The following is a 23,146-nucleotide window of genomic DNA, read 5'->3' as shown; positions in this document are numbered from 1 at the left end:
CCGGCGGACTGCACATGTCCGGCGTGTGCGCGGAGGCCGCGGCGCCCGGCCCCGGTCCCGGCGTCCTGCCGGTCGGCACCGGGCGGTCGCTCAGAAGACCGACAGCCCCGTGAGGGTGGTGAACAGGTCGAGCGCGGCGACCCCCGCGACCGAGTTCCCGCGTTCGTCCAGGCCGGGGCTCCACACGCACAGGGTGCAGCGCCCGGGGACCACCGCGACGATGCCTCCGCCGACACCGCTCTTGCCCGGCAGGCCGACCCGGTGCGCGAAGTCGCCGGCCGCGTCGTAGGTGCCGCAGGTGAGCATGACGGCGTTGATCTGCTTGGCCTGGCTGCGGGTCAGCAGGCGGGAGCCGTCGGCGCGGACCCCGTGCCGGGCCAGGAAGCCGGTGGCCAGGGCGAGGTCCGCGCAGCTCGCCTCGATGGAGCACTGCCGGAAGTACTGGTCCAGCAGCTCCGGTACCGGGTTGTCGATGTTGCCGTAGGACGCCATGAAGTGGCCGAGGGCGGCGTTGCGGTCGCCGTGCGCGGACTCGGACGCCGCCACGTCCTGGTCGAAGGTGAGGTCCGGGTTGCCGCTCTCGGCGCGCAGGAAGTCGAGCAGGGTGGTGGCCGCGTCCCCGGTGCGGGTGTGCAGCCGGTCGGTGACGACGAGGGCGCCCGCGTTGATGAAGGGGTTGCGGGGGATGCCGCTCTCGTACTCCAGCTGGACCAGCGAGTTGAACGGGTTGCCGGAGGGCTCCCGGCCCACGTGCTCCCACAGTTCGTCGCCCTCGCGGGCCAGGTCGAGGGCGAGGGTGAAGACCTTGGTGAGGGACTGGGCGGAGAACGGCTGCCGCCACTCCCCCACCCCGTACACCGTGCCGTCGAGCTCGGCGACGGCCATGCCGAAGCGGCGCGGGTCGAGGGCGGCGAGGGCGGGAATGTAGTCGGCGGGCCGGCCGCGTCCGGGCCGCCGCTCCATGTCTTCCGCGATGCGCTCCAGTACGGGCTGGAAGGTGAGCGAGGAGGCCATGCCCCCCATCGTGCCGCCCGCCGGTTCCGGCCGCTCACCCGAGGTCGGGTCGTGGCGGGGCAGGTCGTACGAGGACATGTCGTCCGGGGCCATGGCGTGCGGGGCCCGGTTCACACCGCTCGCGGGCCGCTGCCCGCGAGCACCTCGGGGCGCAGCAGGGCCGCCAGCCGCTCGGCGGGCAGCAGCCCCTTCTCCAGGACGAGTTCCGCGACCCCTCGGCCGGTTTCGAGGGCTTCCTTGGCGATGCCCGTGGCCGCCTCGTAGCCGATGTGGGGGTTGAGCGCGGTGACCAGGCCGATGGAGTTCTCCACGGCGGCGCGCAGCCGCTCCTCGTTGGCCGTGATCCCGACCACGCACCGCTGCGCGAGGGTCAGGCACGCGCGTTCCAGATGGGTGATGCTCTCGGACAGGGAGTGCAGGATGACCGGCTCGAAGGCGTTGAGCTGGAGCTGGCCCGCCTCGGCGGCCATGGTGATGGTGACGTCGTTGCCGATCACCTCGAAGGCGACCTGGTTGACCACCTCGGGGATCACCGGGTTGACCTTGCCCGGCATGATGCTCGAACCGGCCTGCACGGGCGGCAGGTTGATCTCGCCCAGGCCCGCGCGCGGGCCGGAGGACAGCAGCCTGAGGTCGTTGCAGCTCTTGGACAGCTTGACGGCGATCCGCTTGAGCACGCCCGACATCTGCACGAACGCCCCGCAGTCCTGGGTGGCTTCGACCAGGTTGGCGGCCGTCACCAGCGGCAGACCGGTGATCGCGCAGAGGTGGCGGCGCACCGACTCGGCGTAGCCGGCGGGGGCGTTGAGGCCGGTGCCGATGGCGGTGGCACCGAGGTTGATCTCGTGGATCAGCTCGGCGGCCTCGGACAGGCGGCTGCGGTCCTCGTCCAGCATGACCGCGAACGCGGAGAACTCCTGCCCCAGTGTCATCGGGACGGCGTCCTGGAGCTGGGTGCGGCCCATCTTCAGGATCGAGCGGAACTCGACCGCCTTCTCGGCGAAGGCGTCCTGGAGCACGGCCATCGCCTTCAGCAGACCGCGCACCGCGAACACCGTCGCGATCTTGACCGCCGTCGGGTAGACGTCGTTGGTGGACTGGCCGAGGTTGACGTCCTCGTTGGGGTGCAGCCGCCGGTAGTCGCCCTTGGCGTGGCCGAGCAGTTCCAGCGCCCGGTTGGCGACGACCTCGTTGGCGTTCATGTTCGTGGAGGTGCCGGCGCCGCCCTGGATGACGTCGACCACGAACTGGTCGTGCAGCTTGCCGCCGCGTACCTCGCGGCAGGCCGCCACGATGGCTGCCGCCTTGCCGTGCTCCAGCAGGCCGAGTTCCTCGTTGGCGAGCGCGGCGGCCTCCTTGACCGCGGCGAGGGCCTCGATGAGGTGCGGGTAGGCGGCGATCGGCATCCCCGTGATGGGGAAGTTCTCGCGGGCGCGCAGGGTGTGGATGCCCCAGTAGGCCTCGGCGGGCACGTCGCGGTGGCCGAGCAGGTCGTGTTCGCTGCGGTGGGCTGCGGCGGTCATGGCTGTGCGGATCCTCTTCCGGAGTTGGGTGGGCACGTGCGGGGCGCGGCCGCCGGTTCGGTCCGGCGGCCCTGCGGGGGCGCGGCCCTCGGTGGCGTGCGGTCGGTCGCGACCTGTCCGGTCAGCTGTCCGTGCCGGGTCGGGAGCCGCCGGTGACGTCGAGTTCCGCGACCGGGCGGACGCTGCCGACCGGCAGGCCGCCGCCGAGGAGCGGCTCGCCCGCGAAGGCGCTCAGCGCGGCCGGGTCGACGCCGGCGCGGGCGAGGGCGGCGGCGGCGACCGGGACGCGGGCCCGGTTCGCCCCGTCGGAGATCTTCACGGCGATGGCACGCCCGTCCGGCAGCGCGGCGACCTGCACTCCCTCGAACCCGTCCTTGGCGAGCAGTCCGGGCACGGCGCTCATCAGCGCGGCGACGTCGCGTCCCGCGCCGGAGGCCATCTCGGCGTGCTCGCGCATCGCGTCGGCCACCCGCGCCTCGGGGGTGCCCGCCGGGGCGGTGGTCATCCGGGCCATGGCACGGGCCAGCCCGCGCAGCGACACGGAGAACAGGGGCGCACCGCAGCCGTCGACGGTGACCCGGGCGACGCGCTGGCCGGTGAACTCCTCGACGGTCCGCGCGATCAGGCCCTGGAGCGGGTGGTCCGCGTCGAGGTGGCCCGCGAGCGGCCAGTCGTTGAGCACGCAGGTGTAGAGCATCGCCGCGTGCTTGCCGGAGCAGTTCTGGGCGAGCCGGGACGGCGGGCGGCCCTCGCGTATCCAGGTGTCACGCGTGTGCGGGCCGTACGGCAGGTCGGGGACGTTGCGCAGGTCGTCCTCGGTGAGCCCGGCGGCCCGCAGGACGCGCCGGGTGCCGGCGAGGTGCCGCTCCTCGCCGGAGTGGCTCGCGGCGGCCAGCGACAGCAGGTCCCCGTCGAGCGGGAGTCCGGCCCTGAGCATCGCGACGGCCTGGAGGGGCTTGAGCGCCGAGCGCGGGTAGAAGGCGGCCTCGATGTCGCCGAGCCGGAAGTCCACCGCGCCGTCGGCTCCGAGCACGACGACCGAGCCGTAGTGGACGCCCTCGACGACCCCGCCGCGCACGAGGTGCGCGACCGGTACGTGCCGGGGCTCCCTGATCGGGGGCGCCTCGGCCGGGGACGCGGGGGCCGTCGTCGTGGGGTTCATGCGTTCGCCTTCGTGCCGTGTTCTGCCGTGGGGCCGTCCGCGTGGCCGGCCCGCACGATGTCGGTGAGGGTCGTCTCGACCCGGTCCAGATGGTGCGTCATGGCCTGGACGGCGTCGTGCTCGCTGCCGTCGGTCAGCGCCTCGAGGATCGCCCGGTGCTCCAGGTCGGACTGCTCGCGGCGGCCGCCCAGCTCGTTGAGGAAGGCGGACTGCCGGGCCAGCGCGTCGCGGATCTCCTCGATCACCCGGCGGAACACCGGGTTGCGCGCGGCCTCGGCCACGGCCAGATGGAAGAGCGTGTCCATCGCGACCCACGCGGTGGTGTCCGTCTCCCGTTCCATCCGGTCCAGGAGGTGGGCCAGGTGGTCGAGGTTCTCCGGGGAGCGGCGCAGCGCGGCGTACCCGGCGACCGGGATCTCCACATGGCGGCGCACCTCCAGCAGGTCGCTGGCGGCGTAGTCGCCGAAGGTGGGGTCCTCCACGGTGCCGGCGACGACGAAGGTGCCCCTGCCGGTGCGGGAGACGGTCAGCCCCATGGTCTGCAGGGCCCGGAGCGCCTCGCGCAGCACCGGGCGGCTGACCTCCAGGGTCCGGCAGAGCTCGGCCTCGGAGGGGAGCTTGTCGCCGATGGCGTAGTCGCCGCGCTCGATGGCGCCGCGCAGGTGGGTCAGCACCGCTTCCATGGCGCTGACGCGCCGCGGTGCCCGGCCACCTGTCTGGCTGTCTGACAGGTTCACGGCTCGATCGTGCGTGCGACGGAGCGGGGATGTCAAGCCGGGGTGACGAAAGCCGCAGGGGTGCGAGGCCCCGGGTCGGGCCTCGCACCCCTGGTCGCGCCCCGCGCGAGGCGGGCACGGGCGGCGTGTGCGGTCAGCTGAGCGCGCCGGTCGACAGCAGGCCCAGGAGCAGGACGCCGACGACGATCCGGTAGATCACGAAGGCGTTGAAGGAGTGCTTGGCGACGAACTTCAGCAGCCAGGCGATCGAGGCGTAGGCGACGACGAAGGAGACGATCGTGCCGACGGCCAGCGGCGCCGCGCCCACTCCGGCCCCGAGGGCGTCCTTCAGCTCGTAGATGCCGGCGCCGGTGAGGGCCGGGATGCCGAGGAAGAACGACAGGCGGGTGGCGGCGACCCGGTCGAGGTCCAGGATGAGCGCGGTGGACATGGTGGCGCCGGAGCGCGAGAAGCCGGGGAAGAGCAGCGCCAGGATCTGCGAGCTGCCCACCAGCATCGCGTCCTTGAACGAGGTGTCGTCCTCGCCGCGCTTGTGGCGGCCCATCTGGTCGGCGCACCACATCACTCCGCTGCCGACGATCAGCGAGGCCGCGACCACCCACAGCGAGGCGAGCGGGCCGTCGATGAGCGGCTTGGCGGCCAGGCCCACCACCACGATCGGGATCGTCGCGGCGATCACCCACCAGGCGAACTTGTAGTCGTGGCTGTACCGCGCCTCACGATCGACCAGGCCGCGACCCCAGGCGGTGACGATCCGCACGATGTCCTTGAAGAAGTACAGGAGCACGGCCGCGATCGCGCCGACCTGGATGACGGCCGAGAAGCCGACGACGGCCTGGTCGTCGACGGGGATGTTCATCAACCCCTCGACGATCTTGAGGTGGCCGGTCGAGGACACGGGAAGGAATTCGGTCACTCCCTCGACGACTCCGAGGACGGCGGCCTGACCGACGTTGATGACGCTCATGGGATCCAGTTCTGGAGAGTTGGTCGACAGTGCTGTAGACGGTAGCGTTGCGCGATGGTTTTCGCCACGCCGGGTCGCGGCGGTCCGCTACGGCCAGAGCGCTCCGGCGAGCGAGACCCCGGCGAAGGCGGCCCCGAGGCCCGCCACCACGCTCGCGACGACGTTGGCGGCGGCGTAGAACCCCGCCCCGGTCTCGGTCAGCCGCAGGGTCTCATAGGCGAAGGTGGAGTAGGTGGTCAGTGCCCCGCACAGGCCCGTACCGATGAGCAGTTGCAGGTGCGGGGAGGCGTGGCCGGCCGACGCCGCGGCGGTGAGCAGGCCCAGGACGAACGAACCGCTCACGTTGACCACGAAGGTACCCCAGGGGAAGACCGTGTCGTGCCGCGTCTGCACCGCGCGGTCGGTGAGATAGCGCAGGGGCGCGCCGACAGCGGCGCCGACGATGACGAACAGCCAGTTCACGACCGATTCTCACCCTTCCCGTCGGGGCCCGGCGTGCTCCCGCCCCGGCCCACGTACCGGATCACCTCGCAGTTCTCCAGCGTCACCAGGCCCTCCGTGACGAGGTCCTCGATGTCCGCCAGGAAGGCGCGGACGCGTTCCTCGGCGTCCACGACGACGACGGCCACCGGGAGGTCCTCGCTCAGCGACAGCAGCCGGGTGGTGTGGATGAGGGAGGAGGCGCCGAAGCCCTCGATCCCCCGGAACACGCTCGCCCCCGCGAGACCGGCGGCGTGCGCGCGGTGCACGATCTCGGAGTAGACGGGCCTGCCGTGCCGGTGGTCGTTCTCGCCGACGAGGACGGTCAGTCTCAGGGCCTTGCCGGTCAGTCGTGTCATCGCCGCCTCCGAGGGGTGTCGGCCGTGGTCGGGTCGCCGGGCGTCGTGCCGTTCGGCACCGTCGCCTCCTCACTGTCGCCGGTCACCGCTGGCGCCACGCCAGGGCAGGGCGGGTGGCCACCATCGCGAGCCATACGGCGGCGAGCGCGGCCGGCAGGGTCGCCAGCAGGTAGACGAGCGCCGTACGGGGGTGCCCCGCGTCGGCCAGCCGCTGGATGTCGACGGTGTAGGTGGAGAAGGTGGTGAAGCCGCCGAGCACCCCGGTGCCGAAGAAGGGGCGCACCAGCCGGTGCACGGCCCGCAGCTCGGTGATCACGACCATGAGCACGCCGATCACGGCGCAGCCCATGACGTTGATCCAGAAGACGGCCCAGGGGAAGCCCGCGGACGGCGCGGGCCACAGGAGCGTGGCGCCGTAGCGTGCGGCGGCTCCGATCGCGCCGCCGAGGGCGACGACGGCCACGACGTCGCCCTGTCCCCGCCAGGGCGAGGGACGGCGGACGGGCTCGGGCGCGGTCGTCCCGCCTGGTTCGGCACTCTTGGGGTGCGGCACTGTCATGGACGTACTTCTCCTACTCGCCGGGGCCCTGTCGAACGGGCACGCTCGATCGCAAGTAGGGACCGTTGGCGGCGACGCTGCCGCGGTTCGGGTACGGCGGGCCCCACCACCGCGCCGCGAGGCATGATCGCGGACGGGGAACAGACTAACGCCGCCCGCCGCGCCCGCGCACACGCGGGCGCGGGACGGCGGCCCTCGCCCACCGGCCCACCGGACCGGTCAGGATTCGAGAAGCCACCGCGGCGCCCCCCGCCTTAGCGTGAAGCCACCGGCGGGACGCGCCGGTCCGACAGGGCGGTCCGAGCCGCACGATCGACCAAGGAGTCACCATGACCGAGGGCCTCAAGACGATCATCTACCCCGTGAAGGACCTCGCCCGGGCGAAGGAGGTCTTCGGTGCGCTGCTGGAGGTCGAGCCCTACGCGGACGAGCCCTACTACGTCGGCTTCAAGGACGCGGGGCAGGACGTCGGCCTCGACCCCAACGGGCACGCCAGGGGCATGACCGGGCCGGTGCCCTACTGGAGCGTGGCCGACATCCGCGCCCGTCTCTCGGCCCTGCTGGGCGCCGGTGCCGAACTCCTCCAGGACGTGACGGACGTGGGCGGCGGCAAGCTGATCGCCTCGGTGAAGGATCCGGACGGCAACCTGGTGGGCCTGACCCAGGACCCGGAGCCGACCGCGTAGCGGGGCCGGATCGTTGCGGGTGCACTATTTGCACGGTAAACAAAAGGCCGTTCCTCTGTTACCGTGCGGGTATGGCAGCGAAGACGGCGGGTGCCGGGCTCGAGGAGCGGTGGCGGGACATCCTGTCGGTGCACGCGCGCACGATGTGCGAGATCGACCGGGTGCTGCACCCGTACGGCCTGGGCGCCAGCGACTTCGAGGTGCTGGACGTCCTCGCCGCCGAGACCCCCGCGCACGGCGACCACTGCCGGGTGCAGAACATCGCGGGGCGCGTCCATCTGAGCCAGAGCGCCCTGTCCCGGCTGATCGGGCGCCTGGAGAAGGACGGCCTGGTGCTGCGCTCGGTGTGCGCCGAGGACCGGCGCGGGGTCTATGTCGCCCTGACCGACAAGGGCCGCGCCCTGCACGGCGAGGTGCGGCCGCTCCAGCGGGACGTCCTCGCACGGATGCTGGCCGAAGGCGCGCCGACGCGCTGACGCGCCCGGCGCGGCCCCTCCCCGGCGGCTCGCCCGGTCCGGGCGGTCACGACGGCCTCACGACCGCGCCAGCAGCGTGCGCACTCCCTTGGAGTCGAGCGTCAGACCGTGCGGCGAGGCCGCGTCTATGGTCAGGCTCAGGTCCTCGGTGGGCCACTGCGAGGCGAGCGCGCCGAGCGGCACCAGCCGGTAGCGGGAGACGGACGGCAGCAGGTCCGCCATCTCCGTCTCCGACGTGAACACGGGCACCGTCTGCTCCCCGTCCGGCTGCTCCAGCACCGGCAGGGCCACCGCGTAGGGGTTGGTCGTGTCGTCCTCGGCGACGTCGTCCGGCACGGGGACGAGTACGTCGGACCCGGCCAGGGTGTCCAGCGCGGCCGGGTCCGAGGTGTCGACCGCGAGGGTGTCGAGCGCCGACTGGGCCGCGGTCGGTCGATGGTCCTTCTCGGGCGTGTTCATGGCAGATTCCCCAGGTAGTGGCGTGTGGAGGCCGCCCGGAACTCACGGTTCCGGGCGAACTACGGACGCGTACCCCACCCGCGTCCCGGCCATGCGTGCCATCAGGGACCGAATCCGCGGCCGCCCGCACCGGCCGTCGGGCCGCCGGCCCGGCCCGTGCGGACCTTCTCGGCATGCCGGGCGCGGGCGCCGTTCGTAGGCTGGTGCCCCCCCCTGTCACGGAGGTCCGCGATGCCCCGCAGCGTCTGGTCGGGAGCGATCAGCTTCGGCCTGGTCACGATCCCGGTGGACGTGGTCCCCGCGACCGAGGACCACAGTGTCCGCTTCCACCAGTACCACCTTGAGGACATGGGCCGGGTGCGGGTGCGCAAGTACTGCGCGGTCGAGGACCGCGAGGTGACGGCGGAGGAGATCGGCAAGGGGTACGAGATCGCCCGGGACGAGGTCGTCCCGGTGCTCGACGAGGAGTTGCGCGAGCTGCCGCTGCCGACGGCGAGGGCCATCGAGATCGCCGGTTTCGTGCCGGCGGGATCGATCGACCCGATCCGTATGGGCGAGGGCTACTACCTCCAGGCCTCGGGTGCAATCGCGGCCAAGCCGTACGTTCTGCTGCGCAAGGCGCTGGCGCGGACGTCGAAGGCCGCGGTGGCGAAGTTCGCCTGGCACGGACGGGAACGGCTCGGCCTGCTGCGGGTGCGGGGCGAGGCCCTCGTCCTGCACGCGATGCGCTGGCCGGACGAGATCAGGGATCCGGGCGAACTGGCTCCTGGCGAGGTGCGCCTCTCCGACGAGGAGATCACTGAAGCCGAACATCTGATCGACCGTATGACGCGGGACGACCTGGAGGGCCCCGACTACGTCGACCGCTACACGGCTGCGCTGGAGCAGGTGATCGAGGCCAAGCGCGAGGGGCAGGCACCGCCCGGAGCGCCGGAGCCTGCGGCCGAACCGGGCAAGGTCCTGGATCTCATGGCCGCGCTCCAGGCCTCGGTGGCCGAGGCGAAGGCCTCCCGTGGGGAGACCGCCGGGGCCGAGGTGCACGAGCTGCCGGGGAAGGGAGCCGCCCGGGCGGCCGGGAAGGCCGGGGAGAAGACCGGGAAGCCCGCGGCGGGCACGTCCGCTGAGGAGCCCGCGAAGAAGGCGGCGAAACGTACGGCGAAGAGTCCGGCCGCCAGGAGCACGGCGAAGAAGGCGGCCCGCCGGCCACGCAGCGCGTGACCGGCGAACCGGCGGACCGACAGCCCGGCGGACGCTCCGTCAGCGGCGCGAGGCGTGGTGGATGTGCGACGGACGGTCCGCGGCCGCCTCCGGCCCGGGTGCGGTCGCGGACGCCGCCGACGCCCCGGAGGCGGCCGGGGGTGCGGCCGGCGTCGCGGTGGACCAGGAGGACCCATGACTGGAGAGCACCATCTCCTTCGCCCGGCGGAACTCCTCGTCCGTGATGTCGCCGTGGGAGCGCATCTCGGAGAGCCTCGCGAGCTGGTCGGTGCCGCTCGGGGCGCCCGCCGTCTCGCGGACGTAGGAGTCGAAGGCCTCCTGCCGCGCCCGCGCCTGCGCCGTCTCGCGGCGGCCCATGCCCCGGCCGCGGGCGACGACGTACACGAACACGCCGAGGAACGGCAGCACGAGCACGAAGAACAGCCAGCCCGTCTTGGCCCAGCCGCCCATGGAGTCGTCGCGGAAGATGTCGAACACCACGCGGAACAGCAGGACGAACCACATGACCAGCACGAAGAACCACAGGATCGTCCAGAAGGCGCTCAGCAGTGGATAGTCGTACGCGAGGTATGTCTGCGCGACCATGTCACTCCTCCGTTCCCGGCACAGGCCCGAGGCGGCCGGTGCCGTCCTCAGCGTGCGCGCCGCGAGCCCGGCGTGTCCTCACCCGGCGGGGGTGAGCGCCGGGCGCCCTGTCACCGGGCCCCGCGCTGCCCGGCCCGCAGCGCCAGGGCGACCGTCAGTTCCGCGAGCCCGAGCAGCACGAGCCACAGCCCCAGCAGCCGGGTCAGCACGACGGCGGACGGAGCGGGCAGGGCCAGGACGACGATCCCGGCGACGACGGCGAGCACGGCCGCGCCGAGGACGAGTCCGCGGTGCGCGAGGTCCCGGTCGGCGAGGGCCGTGTAGGCGCCGAGCATCCCGGACACGAGCCACACCAGCCCGACGACCAGCGAGAGCACGGCGATGGTCTGCAGGGGGTGGCGCAGACACAGCACGCCGGCCAGGACGAGCACCACCGCGACGATCAGCCGGGGCAGCCGCTCGTCACGCTCCTCGCGGGCGAAGGCGGCCACGAGGCGGAGGCCTCCGGTCACGAGCAGGTACAGCCCGATGAGAACGGCGAGGACATGCAGGGTCTCGTGCGGCCAGACCAGCACGAGGACACCCGGCACCAGCGCCGCGAGCGCCGCGCCGAGCACCCAGGTCCACGACGCGGCGAAGCCTGTGACGCGTACGGAACCACGTGGAACGCTCATGGCTGCTCCCCTCCACGCCCCTGTACCACCCCACCATGGCCTCCGTGCCCCGGCGCCACCTCACCCGCCCGGGGTGAGCTGCCTCGTCAGTGTTCGAGGAGGATCTTGCACACGATGATCAGCAGGCCCAGCACCAGGTTCACCGCCGCGCTCACCCCCACCAGCCACCACGCCGCGTCGGCCCGCCGCGCCGCGGCCGCGGACCACCCCATCTGCCCGGCCACGGCGACCGAGAGCGCCAGCCACGCCCCACCGCGCGCGTCCAGCCCGAACAGCGGGCTGACGGCCACGGCCACGGCGGGCGGCACCGCGGCCTTGACGATGGGCCACTCGTCGCGGCAGACGTGCAGCACGGCCCGCCAGTTCAGCGACTGCTGCGCCAACCGGGCGCCGAACAGCTGCGCGTGCACGTGCGCGATCCAGAACACCAGGCCGGTGCTGATCAGCAGCAGCACCAGTTCGAGGCGCGAGACGGGCCCGGTCGCTCCGGCGCCCACCACCACGGAGCCCGCGAGCAGCGACCCGTAGACACCGCCGGTGTAGTCGGTGCGGGCCCGGCGCTCGGCCTTGGTCTCCTTGTGCCTCACCTCGCGCTGCGCGCCTTCCGCCTCGGACATCGCGGCCTCTCCTCACACGTCCCGTCACGGGCGGACCGTGGAAAGTCTGCGCGCGCCGCGCCCCCGCGCCCCGCGATCCCGTCCGTGACGGCCCCGCCGTTCACCTCTTAGGCCGAGTGCCGCGGCCGGGCGGCCCGGTCTTACGAAGCGGTGACATGGCGGCCGGGGCACGCGGTGGCGGGCCGCCCGGGGCCTAGCGTGGCCGTATGCGTGTACTGGTCACCGGCAGTGCCGGGTTCATCGGGTCCCATGTGGTCGAGGCGCTGCGGGCACGCGGCCACGAGCCGGTGGGGTTCGACGTGCGGGAGAGCACGCCCGCCGACGTGCGGGACGCCGACGCGGTCGCCCGCGCCCTGTCCGGGGTCGACGCGGTCTGCCATCAGGCGGCGATGGTGGGGCTGGGCGACGGCGTCGCGGACGCGGCCGAGTACGTCTCGCGCAACGACCTGGGCACGGCGGTCCTGCTGTCGGCGATGGCGGACGCGGGGGTGGGGCGCCTGGTGCTGGCCGGGTCGATGGTCGTCTACGGGGAGGGACGCTACGAGTGCGCGCGGCACGGGGTGGTGCGGCCGGGCCCGAGGGCGGTGGCCGACCTGGACGCCGGACGCTTCGAACCGGCGTGCCCCGTGTGCGGGCGGGAGCTGGCGCCCGGGCTGGTCGGCGAGGACGCGCCCGCCGATCCGCGCAACGTGTACGCGACCACCAAGCTGACCCAGGAGCATCTGTCGGCGGCCTGGGCCCGCGCGACCGGCGGCTCGGCCGTGTCGCTGCGCTACCACAACGTGTACGGCCCGGGGATGCCCCGGGACACGCCGTACGCGGGTGTCGCCTCCTTCTTCCGCTCGGCGCTCGCCCGCGGCGAGGCACCGCGTGTCTTCGAGGACGGCCGTCAGCGGCGGGACTTCGTGCACGTCCGTGACGTGGCCGCGGCCAACGTGACGGCGCTGGAGGCGGATCCGCCCGAGGGGGTGCTGACGGTGTACAACACCGGGAGCGGCGAACCGTGCGCGGTGGGCCGGATGGCGCGGGTGCTGGCCGACGCCCACGGCGGTCCGCGGCCGGTCGTCACGGGCGAGTACCGGCTCGGCGACGTACGCCACATCACCGCGGACTCCTCGCGGCTGCGCGCCGAACTCGGTTGGAAGCCCGAGGTGGGATTCGAGGAGGGGATGGTCGAGTTCGCCCGTGCGGGACTGCGCGGGCAGCGGCCGGAGCAGGCCCCCTGAGCACGCGTCATCGACGCACCTGCACAATCTCTCAGCATGAACCCACCGTCACCGCGGGGCCTGTTGGGCGGGCTCCTGCGCGCCGTCCGGGCGTATCCGCGCCGTGCTCCGCTGACCCTCGCCTACGTCTGCGTGCTCCTGGCCTGCCACGCCTGGATCAACTACGGGCTGTCCGCCGGGCGAGCGGCCGAGCTGCTGGGCCGCGTCAGCACCAACCTCGACAACCTGCACGCCCATCCGGTGGCCGCGCTGCTCGGCAGTGTGCTGTTCTTCGACGGCACGCTCACGGACGTCGCCTCGGTCGAGTTCGCGGGCACCCTGATCACTCTGGGTCTCGGCGTCTGCTGCTTCCTGGCGCTGGCGGAGCGCCGGTGGGGGAAGCGGCCCGCGGTGGCCCTGTTCCTCGGCGGGCATGTCGCGGCCACGTTGCTCACCGCCCTGGTCATCGCCGTGGCGCTGCGGCACGGCTGGTATCCGGCGGCCGTGCGGCACGACGTCGACTTCGGGATCAGCTACGGCGCCCAGACCGTCATGGCGGCCGGCACGCTCGCTCTGCCCCGGCGCGGTCGGCTCCCCTGGGCGCTGTTCGTGCTCGCCTGGCCCCTGGGAGGCGCCGAATGGCCGGGGCCTCTGCCCGACTTCACCACCATCGGCCATCTGATCGCGGCGGCCCTCGGCTTCGGAGTGGCAGCGGTGGCGCTCACGCGGCGACGGAACCGGACGGACCGACCGACGGTCCCGGACGCGGCAGGGCGACGGGCGACGTCCCGGCCGCCACGACGTCCGGTGGGTGTGCTCACCGCCTCGGACGAGAACCCGAGCACGTCCGGGCCGAAGACCACCGCCCCGGAACCGACCCCACCGACGGCTGAGGCGTAGAGCCCCGGAGTCGTGGCGGTCCTCGCGGCATGGGCGCCCGAGCGGTGTTGCCGCTGTCGGACACGGCGCCGACAGCGCGCCCCAAAGGGGCGCGGGGAACTGCGCGGCCGGCCACGACGACGCCGCGGGCGAATGACGGACGCAGCGAACCGCGACGCCAGGCCGCGCCCGGGCGGGCATTCCGACAGGGCCCCTTGGGGCCCCGGGCGCCGACGACCGGGAAGCCTGTGGCTCGGGGGTTTCGGGGCCCGGGGAGGGCGACCGGGGGAGGGGCCCCCGCCGGTTCACCCCCTGGCCGCGGGCAGCGTCACCTCGAAGCGGCAACCGCCCGGAATGTTCCGCACCGTGGCATGGCCCTGATGGGCCTCCACGATGCCGCGGACGATGGCGAGACCAAGACCCGCCCCCGCCGGAGGCGTACGGGCGTGGGTACCGCGCCAGCCGGTGTCGAAGACCCGCGTCAGATCCTCCTCCGGGATGCCCCCGCAGCCGTCCGACACGGACAGCACCACACCGTCCGCGGAGCGTTCGGCGGCGACCGCCACCGTGCCGTCGGCCGGTGTCCGCCGGATCGCGTTGACCAGCAGATTGCCCAGCACGCGGCTCATCTCCCTGCCGTCCACCTCGACCGGCACCGGCTCCACCCGGTCGCCGACCAGCCGTACCCCCAGCTCGCGGGCGAGCGGGTCGGCTCCGGCGAGGGCGTCGCCGACCAGGTCGTACAGCGAGATCCGGCAGGGGGCGAGGGCGAGCGTGCCCGCGTGGATACGGGAGAGTTCGAACAGGTCACCGACCATGTCGTTGAGGCGCTCGACCTCGGTGCGCATCTGCCGCAGGTAGCGGTCCGGGTCCGCCGCCACCCCGTCCTCGAGCGCCTCCGACATGGCCCGCAGCCCGGCGAGCGGAGTGCGCAGGTCGTGCGAGATCCAGGCCACCAGTTCACGCCGGGAGGACTCCAGGGCGCGCTCACGCTCGCGGGACTCGGCGAGCCTGGCGCTGGTCGCGGCCAGCTCCTGGCTCAGCGAGGCGAGTTCGGCGATGGCGGGCCCGTCGGGCGCGGTGAAGTCCCCGCCCTCGCCGAACGACCTCGCCGCGAGCTGGAGTTCACGGCTGCGGGCGACGACCCACCGGCCCAGGAGAATCGCGGTGGCCAGGGAGACGACGGCCGCCATCGCGACCACGGTCGTCACCACCCGCAGATCGTGCCCGGACAGGAACATCGCCTGCGCCACGGCCAGCGTGCCCGCGAGCATCGCGAACACCGCCACGGCGGCGATCACGGCGAGAGAGGCGGTCAGCGAGCGCCGGCGGATCAGGCGCAGCACGCCGGCGCCGACGAGGCCGGTGGCGGCGGCCCCGAGGAAGGCGTAGAGGGCCATGAGAAGGGCGTCGTTCATCCTCGGCTCCCTCCGTCGTCCTCACGCGCCTCGCGTCCGGCGGGGTCGAACCGGTAGCCCACGCCCCACACGGTCTGGATGAGGCGGGGACGGGCCGGGTCGTCCTCGACCTTGCCGCGCAGCCGCCGGACGTGGACGGTCACGGTCGACAGGTCGCCGAAGTCCCAGCCCCACACCTCGCGCATCAGGTCCTCGCGGCCGAACGCCTGCCCCGGATGCCGCAGGAAGAACGCCAGCAGGTCGAACTCGCGCAGGGTGAGGGCGAGTTCGATGCCGTCCTTGGTGGCACGGCGGGCGGCGGGGTCCACGGTCAGTCCGGCGGCGCCCAGCGCCGGCCGCACCCCCGCCGCGGGGCGGGCCCGGCGCAGCACGGACTCCACGCGCAGGACGAGTTCGCGGGGGCTGAAGGGCTTGGTGACGTAGTCGTCGGCCCCCACCTCCAGACCGAGGATGCGGTCGTCCTCGTCGCCACGCGCGGTGAGCATGATCACCGGCACCGGCCCGCGGTCGCGCATCCTGCGGCAGACCTCCAGGCCGTCCATCCCGGGCAGCATGAGGTCCAGCACCACCAGGTCGGGCCAGTGGGCGGCGGCCCTGGCCAGCGCCGCCGGCCCGTCCTGCGCGCGGTCCACCGTGTGACCGGCGCGCTCCAGGTACCCGGAGACCACCTCGGCCACGGTGGGGTCGTCGTCCACGACCAGGACGCGGGAGGTCTCGGGCGGCCGGTGCTCGTCGGGCACCGGCTGCGGGGACTCGTACGGCTGCTGCATGCCTCAAGCCTCGCACCGGAGCCCCTCGCGCGGCGCCCCCGGCCCGGGTGCCGGGCGCCGACGTCCGTGTTTCGTAAGGACCGGCTGTCCGAAATGCCCCCTTCGCGTTCGTAGGGTGAAAGCCGTGACGACCTCTCCCACTCCCCCGGACGTCGACGTGGTGCTCCCCTGCCTGAACGAGGCGGAGGCGCTCCCCTGGGTCCTCTCCCGCATCCCGCACGGCTGGCGTGCCCTCGTCGTGGACAACGGTTCCACGGACGGCTCGGCCGCTCTCGCGCGCGAACTCGGCGCGCGGGTCGTCCACGAGCCGCGTCGCGGGTTCGGTGCCGCCTGCCACGCGGGGCTGCTCGCCGCCACCGCCGACGTCGTGTGCTTCTGCGACTGCGACGCCTCCCTCGACCCCTCGCTGCTGGTGCCCTTCGTCCGCGAGGTGGCCTCGGGCGCGGCGGACCTGGTGCTCGGCCGGCGGCGTCCTCAGGGCCCGGGCGCCTGGCCGGCGCACGCCCGCGTGGGCAACCTGGCGCTCGCCCGGATGCTGCGCCGCCGCACCGGGCTGCCGCTGCACGACCTCGGCCCGCTGCGCGCCGCCCGCCGCGAGCGGCTCCTCGCCCTCGGCCTGACCGACCGGCGCAGCGGCTACCCGCTCCAGATGGTGGTGCGCGCGGCCGACGCCGGGTGGCGGGTCCGCGAGCACGACGTGCCGTATCTGCCGCGCACGGGCGCCTCGAAGGTGACGGGCACCTGGCGCGGGACCTGGCAGGCGGTGCGGGACATGAGCCGGGTGCTCGCCGAACCGTCCGCGGGTGCCACGGCGGGAGGGACGGCCCGGTGACGACGCTGCTCGTGATCGCCAAGGAGCCGCGGCCCGGCCGGGTGAAGACCCGCCTGACACCGCCGTTCACCCCCGACCAGGCGGCGGCCCTCGCCGAGGCGGCGCTCGCCGACACCCTCGGCGCCGTGGCGCTGGCTCCCGCCACCCGGCGTGTCCTCGTCCTGGAGGGGCAGCCGGGACCGTGGCTGCCGGCCGGGTTCGAGGTCGCGGCGCAGTGCGCGGGCGGGCTGGACGAACGGCTGGCCGCGGCGTTCGCCGCCTGCGACGGCCCCGCCCTGCTGGTCGGCATGGACACCCCGCAGGTGACCCCGGATCTGCTCGACGTGGACTTCGCCGGCTGCGACGCGTACTTCGGGCCGGCGCAGGACGGCGGCTTCTGGGCACTGGGGCTGGCGCGGCCGGATCCGGCACTGGTGCGCGGCGTTCCGATGTCGACCGCGACGACGGGCGCCGTGCAGCGGCAGCGGCTGGTGGCTGCCGGTCTGCGGGTGCGGGATCTGCCGTGTCTGCGCGACGTCGACACCGCCGCGGACGCGGAGGCTGTCGCGGCGGTGGCCCGGGGCAGCCGGTTCGCCGCGGTGCTGGCCCGGTTCGGGACGGACGGCGCCCGATGAGCGCGGTGGGCACCGCCGCGCGCGGCGGTGCGGCCTCCCCCTGGGCCGCCGGCGACCCCTACTCCGACGCCCTGCGCCTGGGCCGGGGCCCGCTCTTCCTGCGGCGGTCCGACGGCTGGCTGCTGCCCTTGGAGGTGGAACGGTGGTGCGCCGAGGCCGACGCCGCCGATCTGGAGGTGCTCGGGCGCTGCGCGGGTTCCGTGCTCGACGTCGGCTGCGGTCCCGGCCGGCTGGTCGCGGCGCTGGCCGCACGGGGCCGGCCGGTCCTCGGCATCGACGTCAGCGAGGCGGCCGTGGCGCGCACCGTGCGCCGCCTGGAGAGCCCCGCGTCCCGGCGGGCGGGGGCGACGGCACTGCTCCGCTCCGTCTTCGAGCCGGTTCCCGGCGAGGGCGGTTGGGACACCGCGCTGCTGATGGACGGCAACATCGGCATCGGCGGCGACCCGCGCGCCCTGCTGGAGCGGCTGCGCGGCCTGGTGCTGCCCGGCGGGACGCTGATCGTGGAGACCGCGCCCGCCGACATAGACGAACGGGTCAGCGTCCAGGTCGTCGACGCCGACGGCGCGCGGGGCGGCGCGGGCAGCCCCTTTCCCTGGGCGCGGCTCGGCACGCCGGCCCTGCTGCGCCACGCGCGCGGCAGGGGCTGGCATGCCGTGGATCAGTGGTCGTCGGGCGTACGGTGCTTCGTCTCCCTGCGCAGCCGGACCACCAGCAGCAGTGCCGAACCGCCGAAGAGGGCGGCGGTGATCAGCAGCCAGCGGGCCGGGAAGGGGGCCGCGGACAGCCCGGTGGCCCGCCGGTAGCGTTCGGCGACGGAGCCGCTGATCAGCGGGAACCACACGAGGAGCAGAAGCAGGGACAGGGCGGCCGGGACGCGTACGTACCCGGCCAGGCCCCGGTGCCCGATCCGCTCCAGCCCTCGGACGACCGCACGGTCCGCGAGTGCGTACAGCGGCAGCAGCACGAGGTCGTGCACCACCGCGGCGCCCACGACCCACAGCGCGATCCGGACCCGGTCGCCCGCCAGCAGCCGCACCCCCGCGTAGGACGCGAGCACGAACGAGCAGGCGAGCAGCAGGAGTCGCACGGGGCTGCCGATCAGGTCGCGGCGCCTCATCGCAGTTCCCCGAACGTCAGCCGGGCCACCCACTTGGTGTTGAGCACACCGGGCGCCGCGGGCACGATGATCCGCGCCGGATAGCCGTGGTCGGGGGTGAGGTCGGCGCCGTTGACCCGCAGGGCGAGCAGGGAGTCGGGGTCCGCCACCTGGTTGGCCCGCAGGGCGGCCCGGCGGAAGGCGCCGTGGCGCTGGAGCGACTCCACGAGCACGTCGCACGGGTCCTCGTGCCCGGCGAGCGCGGCGAGGTCGCGCAGCCGCACCCCGCGCCACCACTGGTCCGACGTGGCCCAGCCCTCCACGCAGGCGATGGGCAGCGCGGCGTCGTGCAGAGGGCGGGCGAGCAGGTCGGCGCGGCTCAGGCGCACGGTGCGGGAGCGGCCGACCAGGACCAGCCGCCACGCCTCCTCGCTCGTCTCGTCGGCGCCGATGCCCGCGTAGGCGGCGGTCTTGTTGATCTGGAAGCCGCCCGGACCGCCCGCGGGCTCGTCCCCGCCGTGCGGCGCGAGCAGGGCCGCCTCGCGCAGCGGACCGTCCACGCTGCGGCCCACCGTGGTGCCGAACAGCAGCAGCGACCCTCCCCCGACCAGGCCCAGCGCCCCGCGCCGGGAGACGGTGGGCGCGGCCGGCCGCGGGGACACGAGGTCTCCTTCGTCGCGCGCGCGGCGTACCGCGCGCAGGGCCGCCGGCGTCTTCAGTACGGCGTGGGCGAGGAAGGCGGCGAAGAACACCCAGGCGCCGTAGAAGTGCAGGGTGTAGAAGGAGCCCGGGAAGACGTAGTCGAGTTGGACGTTGAGCACGCCGGTGACGAACTCGAAGAGCCCTCCTCCGACCAGGAGCAGCAGCGAGATCCGCTCCAGTGCGTGGGCGAGCGACCGGGCCGGTGGCAGCGCGAACAACTTGGGCACGACGGACCAGAGTTTGGCCAGCAGGACCGGGATCAGGGTGATGCCGAGGGTCACGTGGACGCCCTGGGTGAGCCGGTACAGCCCGCGTGGGTGGGTGGGCCAGGGGAAGAGGTAGAAGCCGAGGAGCCCCTTGTCGGGGGTCATGTCGTTGACGGGTGACAGGTCCGGGTTGTACGCGGCGTAGGACAGCAGTCCCGTCACGAACAGCACGGTGACGCCGACGAGCAGGACCAGGCCCAGGACCGAGGTGAACCAGGGACCGCGCAGGGGGCTGCGCCAGAATCCGGGAGATGAGGGAAGCCGTTGATCGGGCATGTCCCGACCGTAGGCCGCGCATGCCGCCCACCAGCGCTTCGGACCGATGACGAAACTCTGACGTCCGGCCCGCGACCGGCTTTGACGCGCCGTTCGGGGCCTAGCGTTCGGGTGTGACCCGCTCCCTGCGCCGTGACCTTTCCGCCGTCCTCGCCGCCGCCCTGCTCGTCGTGGCCGCGGTGCTGATCGGCCGCCGCATCCAGCACGACCACCACTCGCTGTTCGTCGGCTGGCCGCCGCTGTTCGCCCGCTTCGATCCCCATGTCGGACCGGGAACCCCGGCCGCCGTGCTGGTGGCGGCTCTCGTGGTGGCGTACGGGCCCTCGCTCGCGGTCCGGCTGCGCTGGCGGGCGCTGCTCGCCGCGGCCTGGGGCACGGCCCTGGCCTGGACGTGGTCCCTGGCCCTGGTCGACGGCTGGCACCAGGGCGTGGCCACCCGGCTCACCACCCACAACGAGTACCTGCGGGTGATCGGCCGCTTCCACGACATCCCCGCGACCCTGCGGGACTTCACCCACCACATCCTCAGTGCCTCCCCCGCCCCGTGGCCCGCCCACATCGCCGGCCATCCACCGGCCGCGACGGTGACCTTCGTGCTGCTCGACCACGCCGGGCTGCGGGGCGGCGGCTGGGCCGGGGCCTGGTGCATCACCGTGGGAGCCACGGCGTGCGTGGCGGTGCTGACCGCGCTGCGGGTCCTGACCGGCGAGAGCCTCGCCCGGCGTGCCGCACCCTTCCTGGCCCTGGCGCCGGCGGCGGTGTGGGTGGGCGCGTCCGCCGACGGCTACTTCGCGGCCGTCGCGGCTTGGTCGTCGGCCCTGCTGGCGTGGGCGGTCGGGAGCGGTTCGAGCGCCTGCCGCCGGGCCGGTGCCGCCTTCGGATCAGGTCTGCTCTTCGGCCTGACCTGCTATCTGTCCTACGGCCTCACGCTGTTCGCGCTGCTGGGCGCCGGTGTGCTGGTGCTGGGCCGGACCCCGCCGAGAACCCTGCTGCGCGGCGCTCCGTTCCTCGCCGCCGGACTCGCCGTCGTCCCGCTGGTGTTCACCGCCGCCGGGTTCGACTGGTGGGAGGGGTACCGGCTGCTGGTCACGCGCTACTACGAGGGGGTCGGCGGCATCCGGCCGTACGGCTACTGGGTGTGGGCGAACCTGGCCTGCACCGTGGCCACGGTCGGCCTGGCGACCGCCGCGGGCCTGCGCCGTGCCGCCGCCGCGCTCCCCCGCCTCCGCCGCCCGCCGGCGACGAGCACGCCCGAGGCCCGCCTGGCCCTGCTGGTCCTGACCGCCCTGCTGGCGCTGCTCGTCGCGGACCTGTCCGGCATGAGCAAGGCGGAGACGGAACGCATCTGGCTGCCCTTCGCCCTGTGGCTGCTCCCGGCCTGCGCCCTCCTGGACCGCCCACGAGCCTGGCTGACCGCCCAGGCACTGCTCCCGCTCCTGGTCAACCATCTGCTGCTGACGGGCTGGTGAGCCGAGGGGCCGCCACCCGGCTTGCGGGTGGCGGCCCCTGCGGTGTCCGGCCGCGCGCGGCCCGCGGACGCGGTCCGGTTACGCGTTCGGTGCCGGGTAGGTGGGGTACTCCACCCCGGAGATGTGCTGCACGACGCGGATGACCTGGCAGGAGTAGCCGAACTCGTTGTCGTACCACAGGTAGAGGATCGCGTTGTCGCCCTCGACCTTGGTGGCACCGGCGTCCACGATGGAGGCGTGGCGCGAGCCGATGAAGTCGCTGGAGACGGCGTCCGGTGCGGTGGTGAAGTCGATCTGGCGCTTGAGCGGCGACGTCAGCGAGACGTTGCGGAGGTAGTCGAGAACCTCCTGGCGGTCGGTCTCGCGGGCGAGCTGCAGGTTGAGGATCGCGATCGACACGTCCGGGACGGGAACCCGGATCGAGCTGCCGGTGATCCTGGCCTTGAGGTCGGGCAGCGCCTTGGCGACGGCGGACGCGGCACCGGTCTCGGTGATGACCATGTTGAGCGGCGCCGAGCGCCCGCGCCGGTCGGCCTTGTGGTAGTTGTCCAGCAGGTTCTGGTCGTTGGTGAACGAGTGGACGGTCTCCACGTGGCCGCGCAGCACGCCGTACTCGTCAGCCATCGCCTTGAGCGGCGGGACGATCGCGTTGGTGGTGCAGGAGGCACAGGACAGGATGCGCTCGTCCGGCTTGATGGTGTCGTGGTTGACGCCGTGGACGATGTTGGCGACGTCGCCCTTGCCGGGCGCGGTCAGGACGACCTTGTCGATGCCGGGGCGCAGGTGCTTGGACAGGCCCTCGCGGTCACGCCACCTGCCCGTGTTGTCGATGAGGATGGCGTCCTTGATGCCGTACGCCGTGTAGTCCACCGACGTCGGGTCGTCGGCGTGGATCACCCTGATCGCGTTGCCGTTGGCGACGATCGAGCTGTTCGCCTCGTCGACGGTGATGGTGCCCTGGAACTGGCCGTGGATGGAGTCCCGGCGCAGCAGGGAGGCGCGCTTGACGAGGTCGTCGGCGGCCTGGCCACCGCTGGCGCGCACGACGATGGCGCGCAGCCGCAGACCGTTGCCCGAACCGGACTTCTCGATGAGCAGCCGGGCGACGAGGCGGCCGATGCGGCCGAACCCGTAGAGGACCACGTCGCGCGGCTCGCGCCGCTCGATCTTGCCCTCTCCCGTGGCGCCCGCGACGGCCTCGGCGGTGAACTCCTCGACCGACAGGCCTCGTTCGTCGCTCCGGTAGGTCGCGGCGAGCATGCCGAGGTCGATCTGGGAGGGCCCGAGGTCGAGCGTGGTGAGCGCCTTCAGGAAGGGAAGCGTCTCGGTGACCGAGAGCTCCTCGCCGGCGATCTGCCGGGCGAATCGGTGGGTCTTGAGGATGCTGACCACCGACTTGTTCACCAAGGAGCGGCTGTGCAGCAGGACCGTGACGTCCCGCTCGCGGTGCAGCTTCCCGATGATCGGGATCATCGACTCCGCGATCTCCTCGCGGTTCTTCCAGTTGGTGAACGAGTCGTCGTTGACAGTCACAGGCGTATCTTTCGAGCTAGAGGGTGCTCATATGGTAGCCGCCCGCCATTTTGATCATTCAATCGGCTCCGCCTGGACAGGAGCCGGCGCGAACCGGCGGGCGGTGCGACGCGGGCGGGGAGCACCCTTGAGCCCCTGAGGGCGGCGCATCGCCCACGACCGGAGCCGCCGCTTCGTGACATCCCTCACACCGGGCCGGGATCGAAGGGGCCCGGATAGTAGACGCCGCTGACGCGACATGCTGGATTTGTCCGGACTTGGATCGAGCGGCGCGCGGTCGACGCCCCGCGACTCCGGCCCGCGCGACCCGGCCGCCCAACGGCCCCCGCACCGCGCCTCATGACGGACCGGTATCCCTTCGCGAAGGCAGCAAATGATCACCGGGCAGCGCCCGCCAGCGCGACGAGGGGCCTCTTCGATCTACTAAGCAAACTAGTAGCAACGCCTTTTGCGTTCGCTGCAAAGGCGCCCAAGAATGACGAGCCGCAGGGCATCACCGCATGTGCAGGAGCGGGGTCCGCGCACAGCCAGCCGTACTAGGAGCGCTCGGCGAATTCCGGGTGAGGTCAG

At 73.4% G+C, this 23,146-nt stretch carries 25 protein-coding genes; 9 read left to right on the top strand and 16 right to left on the bottom strand.

Annotated features, from left to right (window positions below; all coding sequences use genetic code 11):
* Window positions 1–90 precede the first annotated feature (90 nt).
* The 8 genes from AB0C59_RS03385 to crcB (AB0C59_RS03350) form a co-directional block, all read right to left on the bottom strand.
* On the bottom strand, window positions 91–1,014 hold the full coding sequence (locus tag AB0C59_RS03385) for a glutaminase (protein WP_363000625.1): 924 nt from the start codon (window positions 1,012–1,014) through the stop codon (window positions 91–93).
* 110 nt (window positions 1,015–1,124) lie between these two features.
* Window positions 1,125–2,537, bottom strand: a complete 1,413-nt coding sequence (gene aspA, locus AB0C59_RS03380; protein WP_363000502.1) for an aspartate ammonia-lyase — start codon at window positions 2,535–2,537, stop codon at window positions 1,125–1,127.
* 121 nt (window positions 2,538–2,658) lie between these two features.
* On the bottom strand, window positions 2,659–3,699 hold the full coding sequence (locus AB0C59_RS03375) for an asparaginase (RefSeq protein ID WP_363000500.1): 1,041 nt from the start codon (window positions 3,697–3,699) through the stop codon (window positions 2,659–2,661).
* On the bottom strand, window positions 3,696–4,436 hold the full coding sequence (locus AB0C59_RS03370; protein ID WP_363000498.1) for a FadR/GntR family transcriptional regulator: 741 nt from the start codon (window positions 4,434–4,436) through the stop codon (window positions 3,696–3,698). The genes AB0C59_RS03375 and AB0C59_RS03370 overlap by 4 nt, the downstream gene beginning before the upstream one ends.
* Before the next feature lie 133 nt (window positions 4,437–4,569).
* Window positions 4,570–5,403: an undecaprenyl-diphosphate phosphatase gene (locus tag AB0C59_RS03365; protein WP_363000496.1), complete on the bottom strand. Its 834-nt coding sequence runs from the start codon at window positions 5,401–5,403 to the stop codon at window positions 4,570–4,572.
* A gap of 87 nt (window positions 5,404–5,490) precedes the next feature.
* Window positions 5,491–5,865 carry a fluoride efflux transporter CrcB gene (crcB, locus tag AB0C59_RS03360; protein WP_363000494.1) on the bottom strand — a complete coding sequence of 125 codons (375 nt, stop codon included), beginning with the start codon at window positions 5,863–5,865 and terminating at the stop codon, window positions 5,491–5,493.
* Entirely contained in the window at window positions 5,862–6,242 is a 381-nt protein-coding gene (locus tag AB0C59_RS03355) for a DUF190 domain-containing protein (RefSeq protein ID WP_363000492.1), read from the bottom strand. The genes crcB (AB0C59_RS03360) and AB0C59_RS03355 overlap by 4 nt, the downstream gene beginning before the upstream one ends.
* Before the next feature lie 82 nt (window positions 6,243–6,324).
* Window positions 6,325–6,801 (bottom strand): fluoride efflux transporter CrcB, encoded by a 477-nt coding sequence (gene crcB / locus AB0C59_RS03350; protein WP_363000490.1) that lies wholly within the window; start codon window positions 6,799–6,801, stop codon window positions 6,325–6,327.
* Window positions 6,802–7,130: 329 nt separating this feature from the next.
* Here crcB (AB0C59_RS03350) and AB0C59_RS03345 point away from each other — a divergent pair, with 329 nt between their 5' ends.
* Window positions 7,131–7,487 (top strand): VOC family protein, encoded by a 357-nt coding sequence (locus AB0C59_RS03345; RefSeq protein WP_363000488.1) that lies wholly within the window; start codon window positions 7,131–7,133, stop codon window positions 7,485–7,487.
* 71 nt (window positions 7,488–7,558) lie between these two features.
* Window positions 7,559–7,963 (top strand): MarR family transcriptional regulator, encoded by a 405-nt coding sequence (locus AB0C59_RS03340; RefSeq protein WP_363000486.1) that lies wholly within the window; start codon window positions 7,559–7,561, stop codon window positions 7,961–7,963.
* Between the two features lie 57 nt (window positions 7,964–8,020).
* Here the strand turns inward: AB0C59_RS03340 and AB0C59_RS03335 are convergent, their stop codons facing one another.
* Window positions 8,021–8,422 carry an SseB family protein gene (locus tag AB0C59_RS03335; protein WP_363000484.1) on the bottom strand — a complete coding sequence of 134 codons (402 nt, stop codon included), beginning with the start codon at window positions 8,420–8,422 and terminating at the stop codon, window positions 8,021–8,023.
* Between the two features lie 231 nt (window positions 8,423–8,653).
* On the opposite strand from AB0C59_RS03335, the gene AB0C59_RS03330 reads away from it, so the two are divergent.
* Window positions 8,654–9,640, top strand: coding sequence for a Ku protein (locus AB0C59_RS03330; protein WP_363000482.1), 987 nt, complete (start codon window positions 8,654–8,656; stop codon window positions 9,638–9,640).
* A gap of 39 nt (window positions 9,641–9,679) precedes the next feature.
* Here AB0C59_RS03330 and AB0C59_RS03325 read toward each other — a convergent pair whose 3' ends face one another.
* From AB0C59_RS03325 to AB0C59_RS03315, 3 genes are all read right to left on the bottom strand, one after another.
* A complete protein-coding gene (locus AB0C59_RS03325; RefSeq protein ID WP_363000480.1) occupies window positions 9,680–10,225 on the bottom strand; it encodes an SHOCT domain-containing protein in 546 nt (181 codons plus the stop codon).
* Between the two features lie 110 nt (window positions 10,226–10,335).
* Entirely contained in the window at window positions 10,336–10,899 is a 564-nt protein-coding gene (locus AB0C59_RS03320; RefSeq protein ID WP_363000478.1) for a DUF308 domain-containing protein, read from the bottom strand.
* A gap of 86 nt (window positions 10,900–10,985) precedes the next feature.
* Window positions 10,986–11,516, bottom strand: a complete 531-nt coding sequence (locus AB0C59_RS03315; RefSeq protein ID WP_363000476.1) for a hypothetical protein — start codon at window positions 11,514–11,516, stop codon at window positions 10,986–10,988.
* A gap of 206 nt (window positions 11,517–11,722) precedes the next feature.
* On the opposite strand from AB0C59_RS03315, the gene AB0C59_RS03310 reads away from it, so the two are divergent.
* Complete coding sequence (locus tag AB0C59_RS03310; protein WP_363000474.1) at window positions 11,723–12,742, top strand: NAD-dependent epimerase/dehydratase family protein; 1,020 nt, start codon at window positions 11,723–11,725, stop codon at window positions 12,740–12,742.
* A 36-nt stretch (window positions 12,743–12,778) separates the two neighbouring features.
* Window positions 12,779–13,621 carry a rhomboid-like protein gene (locus AB0C59_RS03305; protein WP_363000472.1) on the top strand — a complete coding sequence of 281 codons (843 nt, stop codon included), beginning with the start codon at window positions 12,779–12,781 and terminating at the stop codon, window positions 13,619–13,621.
* Window positions 13,622–13,905: 284 nt separating this feature from the next.
* On the opposite strand, the gene AB0C59_RS03300 is transcribed toward AB0C59_RS03305, so the two are convergent.
* Window positions 13,906–15,018, bottom strand: coding sequence for a HAMP domain-containing sensor histidine kinase (locus tag AB0C59_RS03300; protein ID WP_363000470.1), 1,113 nt, complete (start codon window positions 15,016–15,018; stop codon window positions 13,906–13,908).
* Window positions 15,015–15,788: a response regulator transcription factor gene (locus AB0C59_RS03295; protein WP_363000468.1), complete on the bottom strand. Its 774-nt coding sequence runs from the start codon at window positions 15,786–15,788 to the stop codon at window positions 15,015–15,017. Before AB0C59_RS03295 ends, AB0C59_RS03300 begins: the two co-directional genes overlap by 4 nt.
* A gap of 115 nt (window positions 15,789–15,903) precedes the next feature.
* Here AB0C59_RS03295 and AB0C59_RS03290 point away from each other — a divergent pair, with 115 nt between their 5' ends.
* From AB0C59_RS03290 to AB0C59_RS03280, 3 genes are read left to right on the top strand one after another with little or no spacing between them, the layout of a single operon-like run.
* Window positions 15,904–16,620 (top strand): glycosyltransferase family 2 protein, encoded by a 717-nt coding sequence (locus tag AB0C59_RS03290; protein WP_363000466.1) that lies wholly within the window; start codon window positions 15,904–15,906, stop codon window positions 16,618–16,620.
* Entirely contained in the window at window positions 16,617–17,234 is a 618-nt protein-coding gene (locus AB0C59_RS03285) for a DUF2064 domain-containing protein (protein ID WP_363000464.1), read from the top strand. Before AB0C59_RS03290 ends, AB0C59_RS03285 begins: the two co-directional genes overlap by 4 nt.
* The gene (locus AB0C59_RS03280; protein WP_363000462.1) at window positions 17,231–18,037 is read left to right on the top strand and encodes a methyltransferase domain-containing protein; all 807 of its coding nucleotides are present in this window, start codon (window positions 17,231–17,233) and stop codon (window positions 18,035–18,037) included. The genes AB0C59_RS03285 and AB0C59_RS03280 overlap by 4 nt, the downstream gene beginning before the upstream one ends.
* A 310-nt stretch (window positions 18,038–18,347) precedes the next feature.
* Here AB0C59_RS03280 and AB0C59_RS03275 read toward each other — a convergent pair whose 3' ends face one another.
* Complete coding sequence (locus tag AB0C59_RS03275) at window positions 18,348–19,574, bottom strand: molybdopterin-dependent oxidoreductase (RefSeq protein WP_363000460.1); 1,227 nt, start codon at window positions 19,572–19,574, stop codon at window positions 18,348–18,350.
* 113 nt (window positions 19,575–19,687) lie between these two features.
* Between AB0C59_RS03275 and AB0C59_RS03270 the strand changes: the two genes are divergently transcribed.
* Window positions 19,688–21,043 carry a hypothetical protein gene (locus AB0C59_RS03270; RefSeq protein ID WP_363000458.1) on the top strand — a complete coding sequence of 452 codons (1,356 nt, stop codon included), beginning with the start codon at window positions 19,688–19,690 and terminating at the stop codon, window positions 21,041–21,043.
* Between the two features lie 78 nt (window positions 21,044–21,121).
* Here AB0C59_RS03270 and AB0C59_RS03265 read toward each other — a convergent pair whose 3' ends face one another.
* Window positions 21,122–22,576: a glyceraldehyde-3-phosphate dehydrogenase gene (locus tag AB0C59_RS03265; RefSeq protein ID WP_363000456.1), complete on the bottom strand. Its 1,455-nt coding sequence runs from the start codon at window positions 22,574–22,576 to the stop codon at window positions 21,122–21,124.
* Window positions 22,577–23,146 lie beyond the last annotated feature (570 nt).

The organism is Streptomyces sp. NPDC048664, assembly GCF_040650555.1.
Classification (GTDB): Bacteria; Actinomycetota; Actinomycetes; order Streptomycetales; family Streptomycetaceae; genus Streptomyces.
Note: the sequence above shows the minus strand (reverse complement) of the source record. Positions and strands in the feature narration are given on the sequence as shown.

What these genes read in the sequence shown, in the direction of transcription:
- AB0C59_RS03365 (WP_363000496.1), bottom strand. Translation starts at nt 5,403, where the DNA reads ATGAGCGTCATCAACGTCGGTCAGGCCGCCGTCCTCGGAGTCGTCGAG.
- AB0C59_RS03295 (WP_363000468.1), bottom strand. Translation starts at nt 15,788, where the DNA reads ATGCAGCAGCCGTACGAGTCCCCGCAGCCGGTGCCCGACGAGCACCGG.
- AB0C59_RS03310 (WP_363000474.1), top strand. Translation starts at nt 11,723, where the DNA reads ATGCGTGTACTGGTCACCGGCAGTGCCGGGTTCATCGGGTCCCATGTG.
- AB0C59_RS03335 (WP_363000484.1), bottom strand. Translation starts at nt 8,422, where the DNA reads ATGAACACGCCCGAGAAGGACCATCGACCGACCGCGGCCCAGTCGGCG.
- AB0C59_RS03355 (WP_363000492.1), bottom strand. Translation starts at nt 6,242, where the DNA reads ATGACACGACTGACCGGCAAGGCCCTGAGACTGACCGTCCTCGTCGGC.
- AB0C59_RS03340 (WP_363000486.1), top strand. Translation starts at nt 7,559, where the DNA reads ATGGCAGCGAAGACGGCGGGTGCCGGGCTCGAGGAGCGGTGGCGGGAC.
- AB0C59_RS03300 (WP_363000470.1), bottom strand. Translation starts at nt 15,018, where the DNA reads ATGAACGACGCCCTTCTCATGGCCCTCTACGCCTTCCTCGGGGCCGCC.
- AB0C59_RS03385 (WP_363000625.1), bottom strand. Translation starts at nt 1,014, where the DNA reads ATGGCCTCCTCGCTCACCTTCCAGCCCGTACTGGAGCGCATCGCGGAA.
- AB0C59_RS03345 (WP_363000488.1), top strand. Translation starts at nt 7,131, where the DNA reads ATGACCGAGGGCCTCAAGACGATCATCTACCCCGTGAAGGACCTCGCC.
- AB0C59_RS03325 (WP_363000480.1), bottom strand. Translation starts at nt 10,225, where the DNA reads ATGGTCGCGCAGACATACCTCGCGTACGACTATCCACTGCTGAGCGCC.
- AB0C59_RS03275 (WP_363000460.1), bottom strand. Translation starts at nt 19,574, where the DNA reads ATGCCCGATCAACGGCTTCCCTCATCTCCCGGATTCTGGCGCAGCCCC.
- AB0C59_RS03375 (WP_363000500.1), bottom strand. Translation starts at nt 3,699, where the DNA reads ATGAACCCCACGACGACGGCCCCCGCGTCCCCGGCCGAGGCGCCCCCG.
- AB0C59_RS03330 (WP_363000482.1), top strand. Translation starts at nt 8,654, where the DNA reads ATGCCCCGCAGCGTCTGGTCGGGAGCGATCAGCTTCGGCCTGGTCACG.
- aspA (WP_363000502.1), bottom strand. Translation starts at nt 2,537, where the DNA reads ATGACCGCCGCAGCCCACCGCAGCGAACACGACCTGCTCGGCCACCGC.
- AB0C59_RS03320 (WP_363000478.1), bottom strand. Translation starts at nt 10,899, where the DNA reads ATGAGCGTTCCACGTGGTTCCGTACGCGTCACAGGCTTCGCCGCGTCG.
- AB0C59_RS03280 (WP_363000462.1), top strand. Translation starts at nt 17,231, where the DNA reads ATGAGCGCGGTGGGCACCGCCGCGCGCGGCGGTGCGGCCTCCCCCTGG.
- AB0C59_RS03305 (WP_363000472.1), top strand. Translation starts at nt 12,779, where the DNA reads ATGAACCCACCGTCACCGCGGGGCCTGTTGGGCGGGCTCCTGCGCGCC.
- crcB (WP_363000490.1), bottom strand. Translation starts at nt 6,801, where the DNA reads ATGACAGTGCCGCACCCCAAGAGTGCCGAACCAGGCGGGACGACCGCG.
- AB0C59_RS03315 (WP_363000476.1), bottom strand. Translation starts at nt 11,516, where the DNA reads ATGTCCGAGGCGGAAGGCGCGCAGCGCGAGGTGAGGCACAAGGAGACC.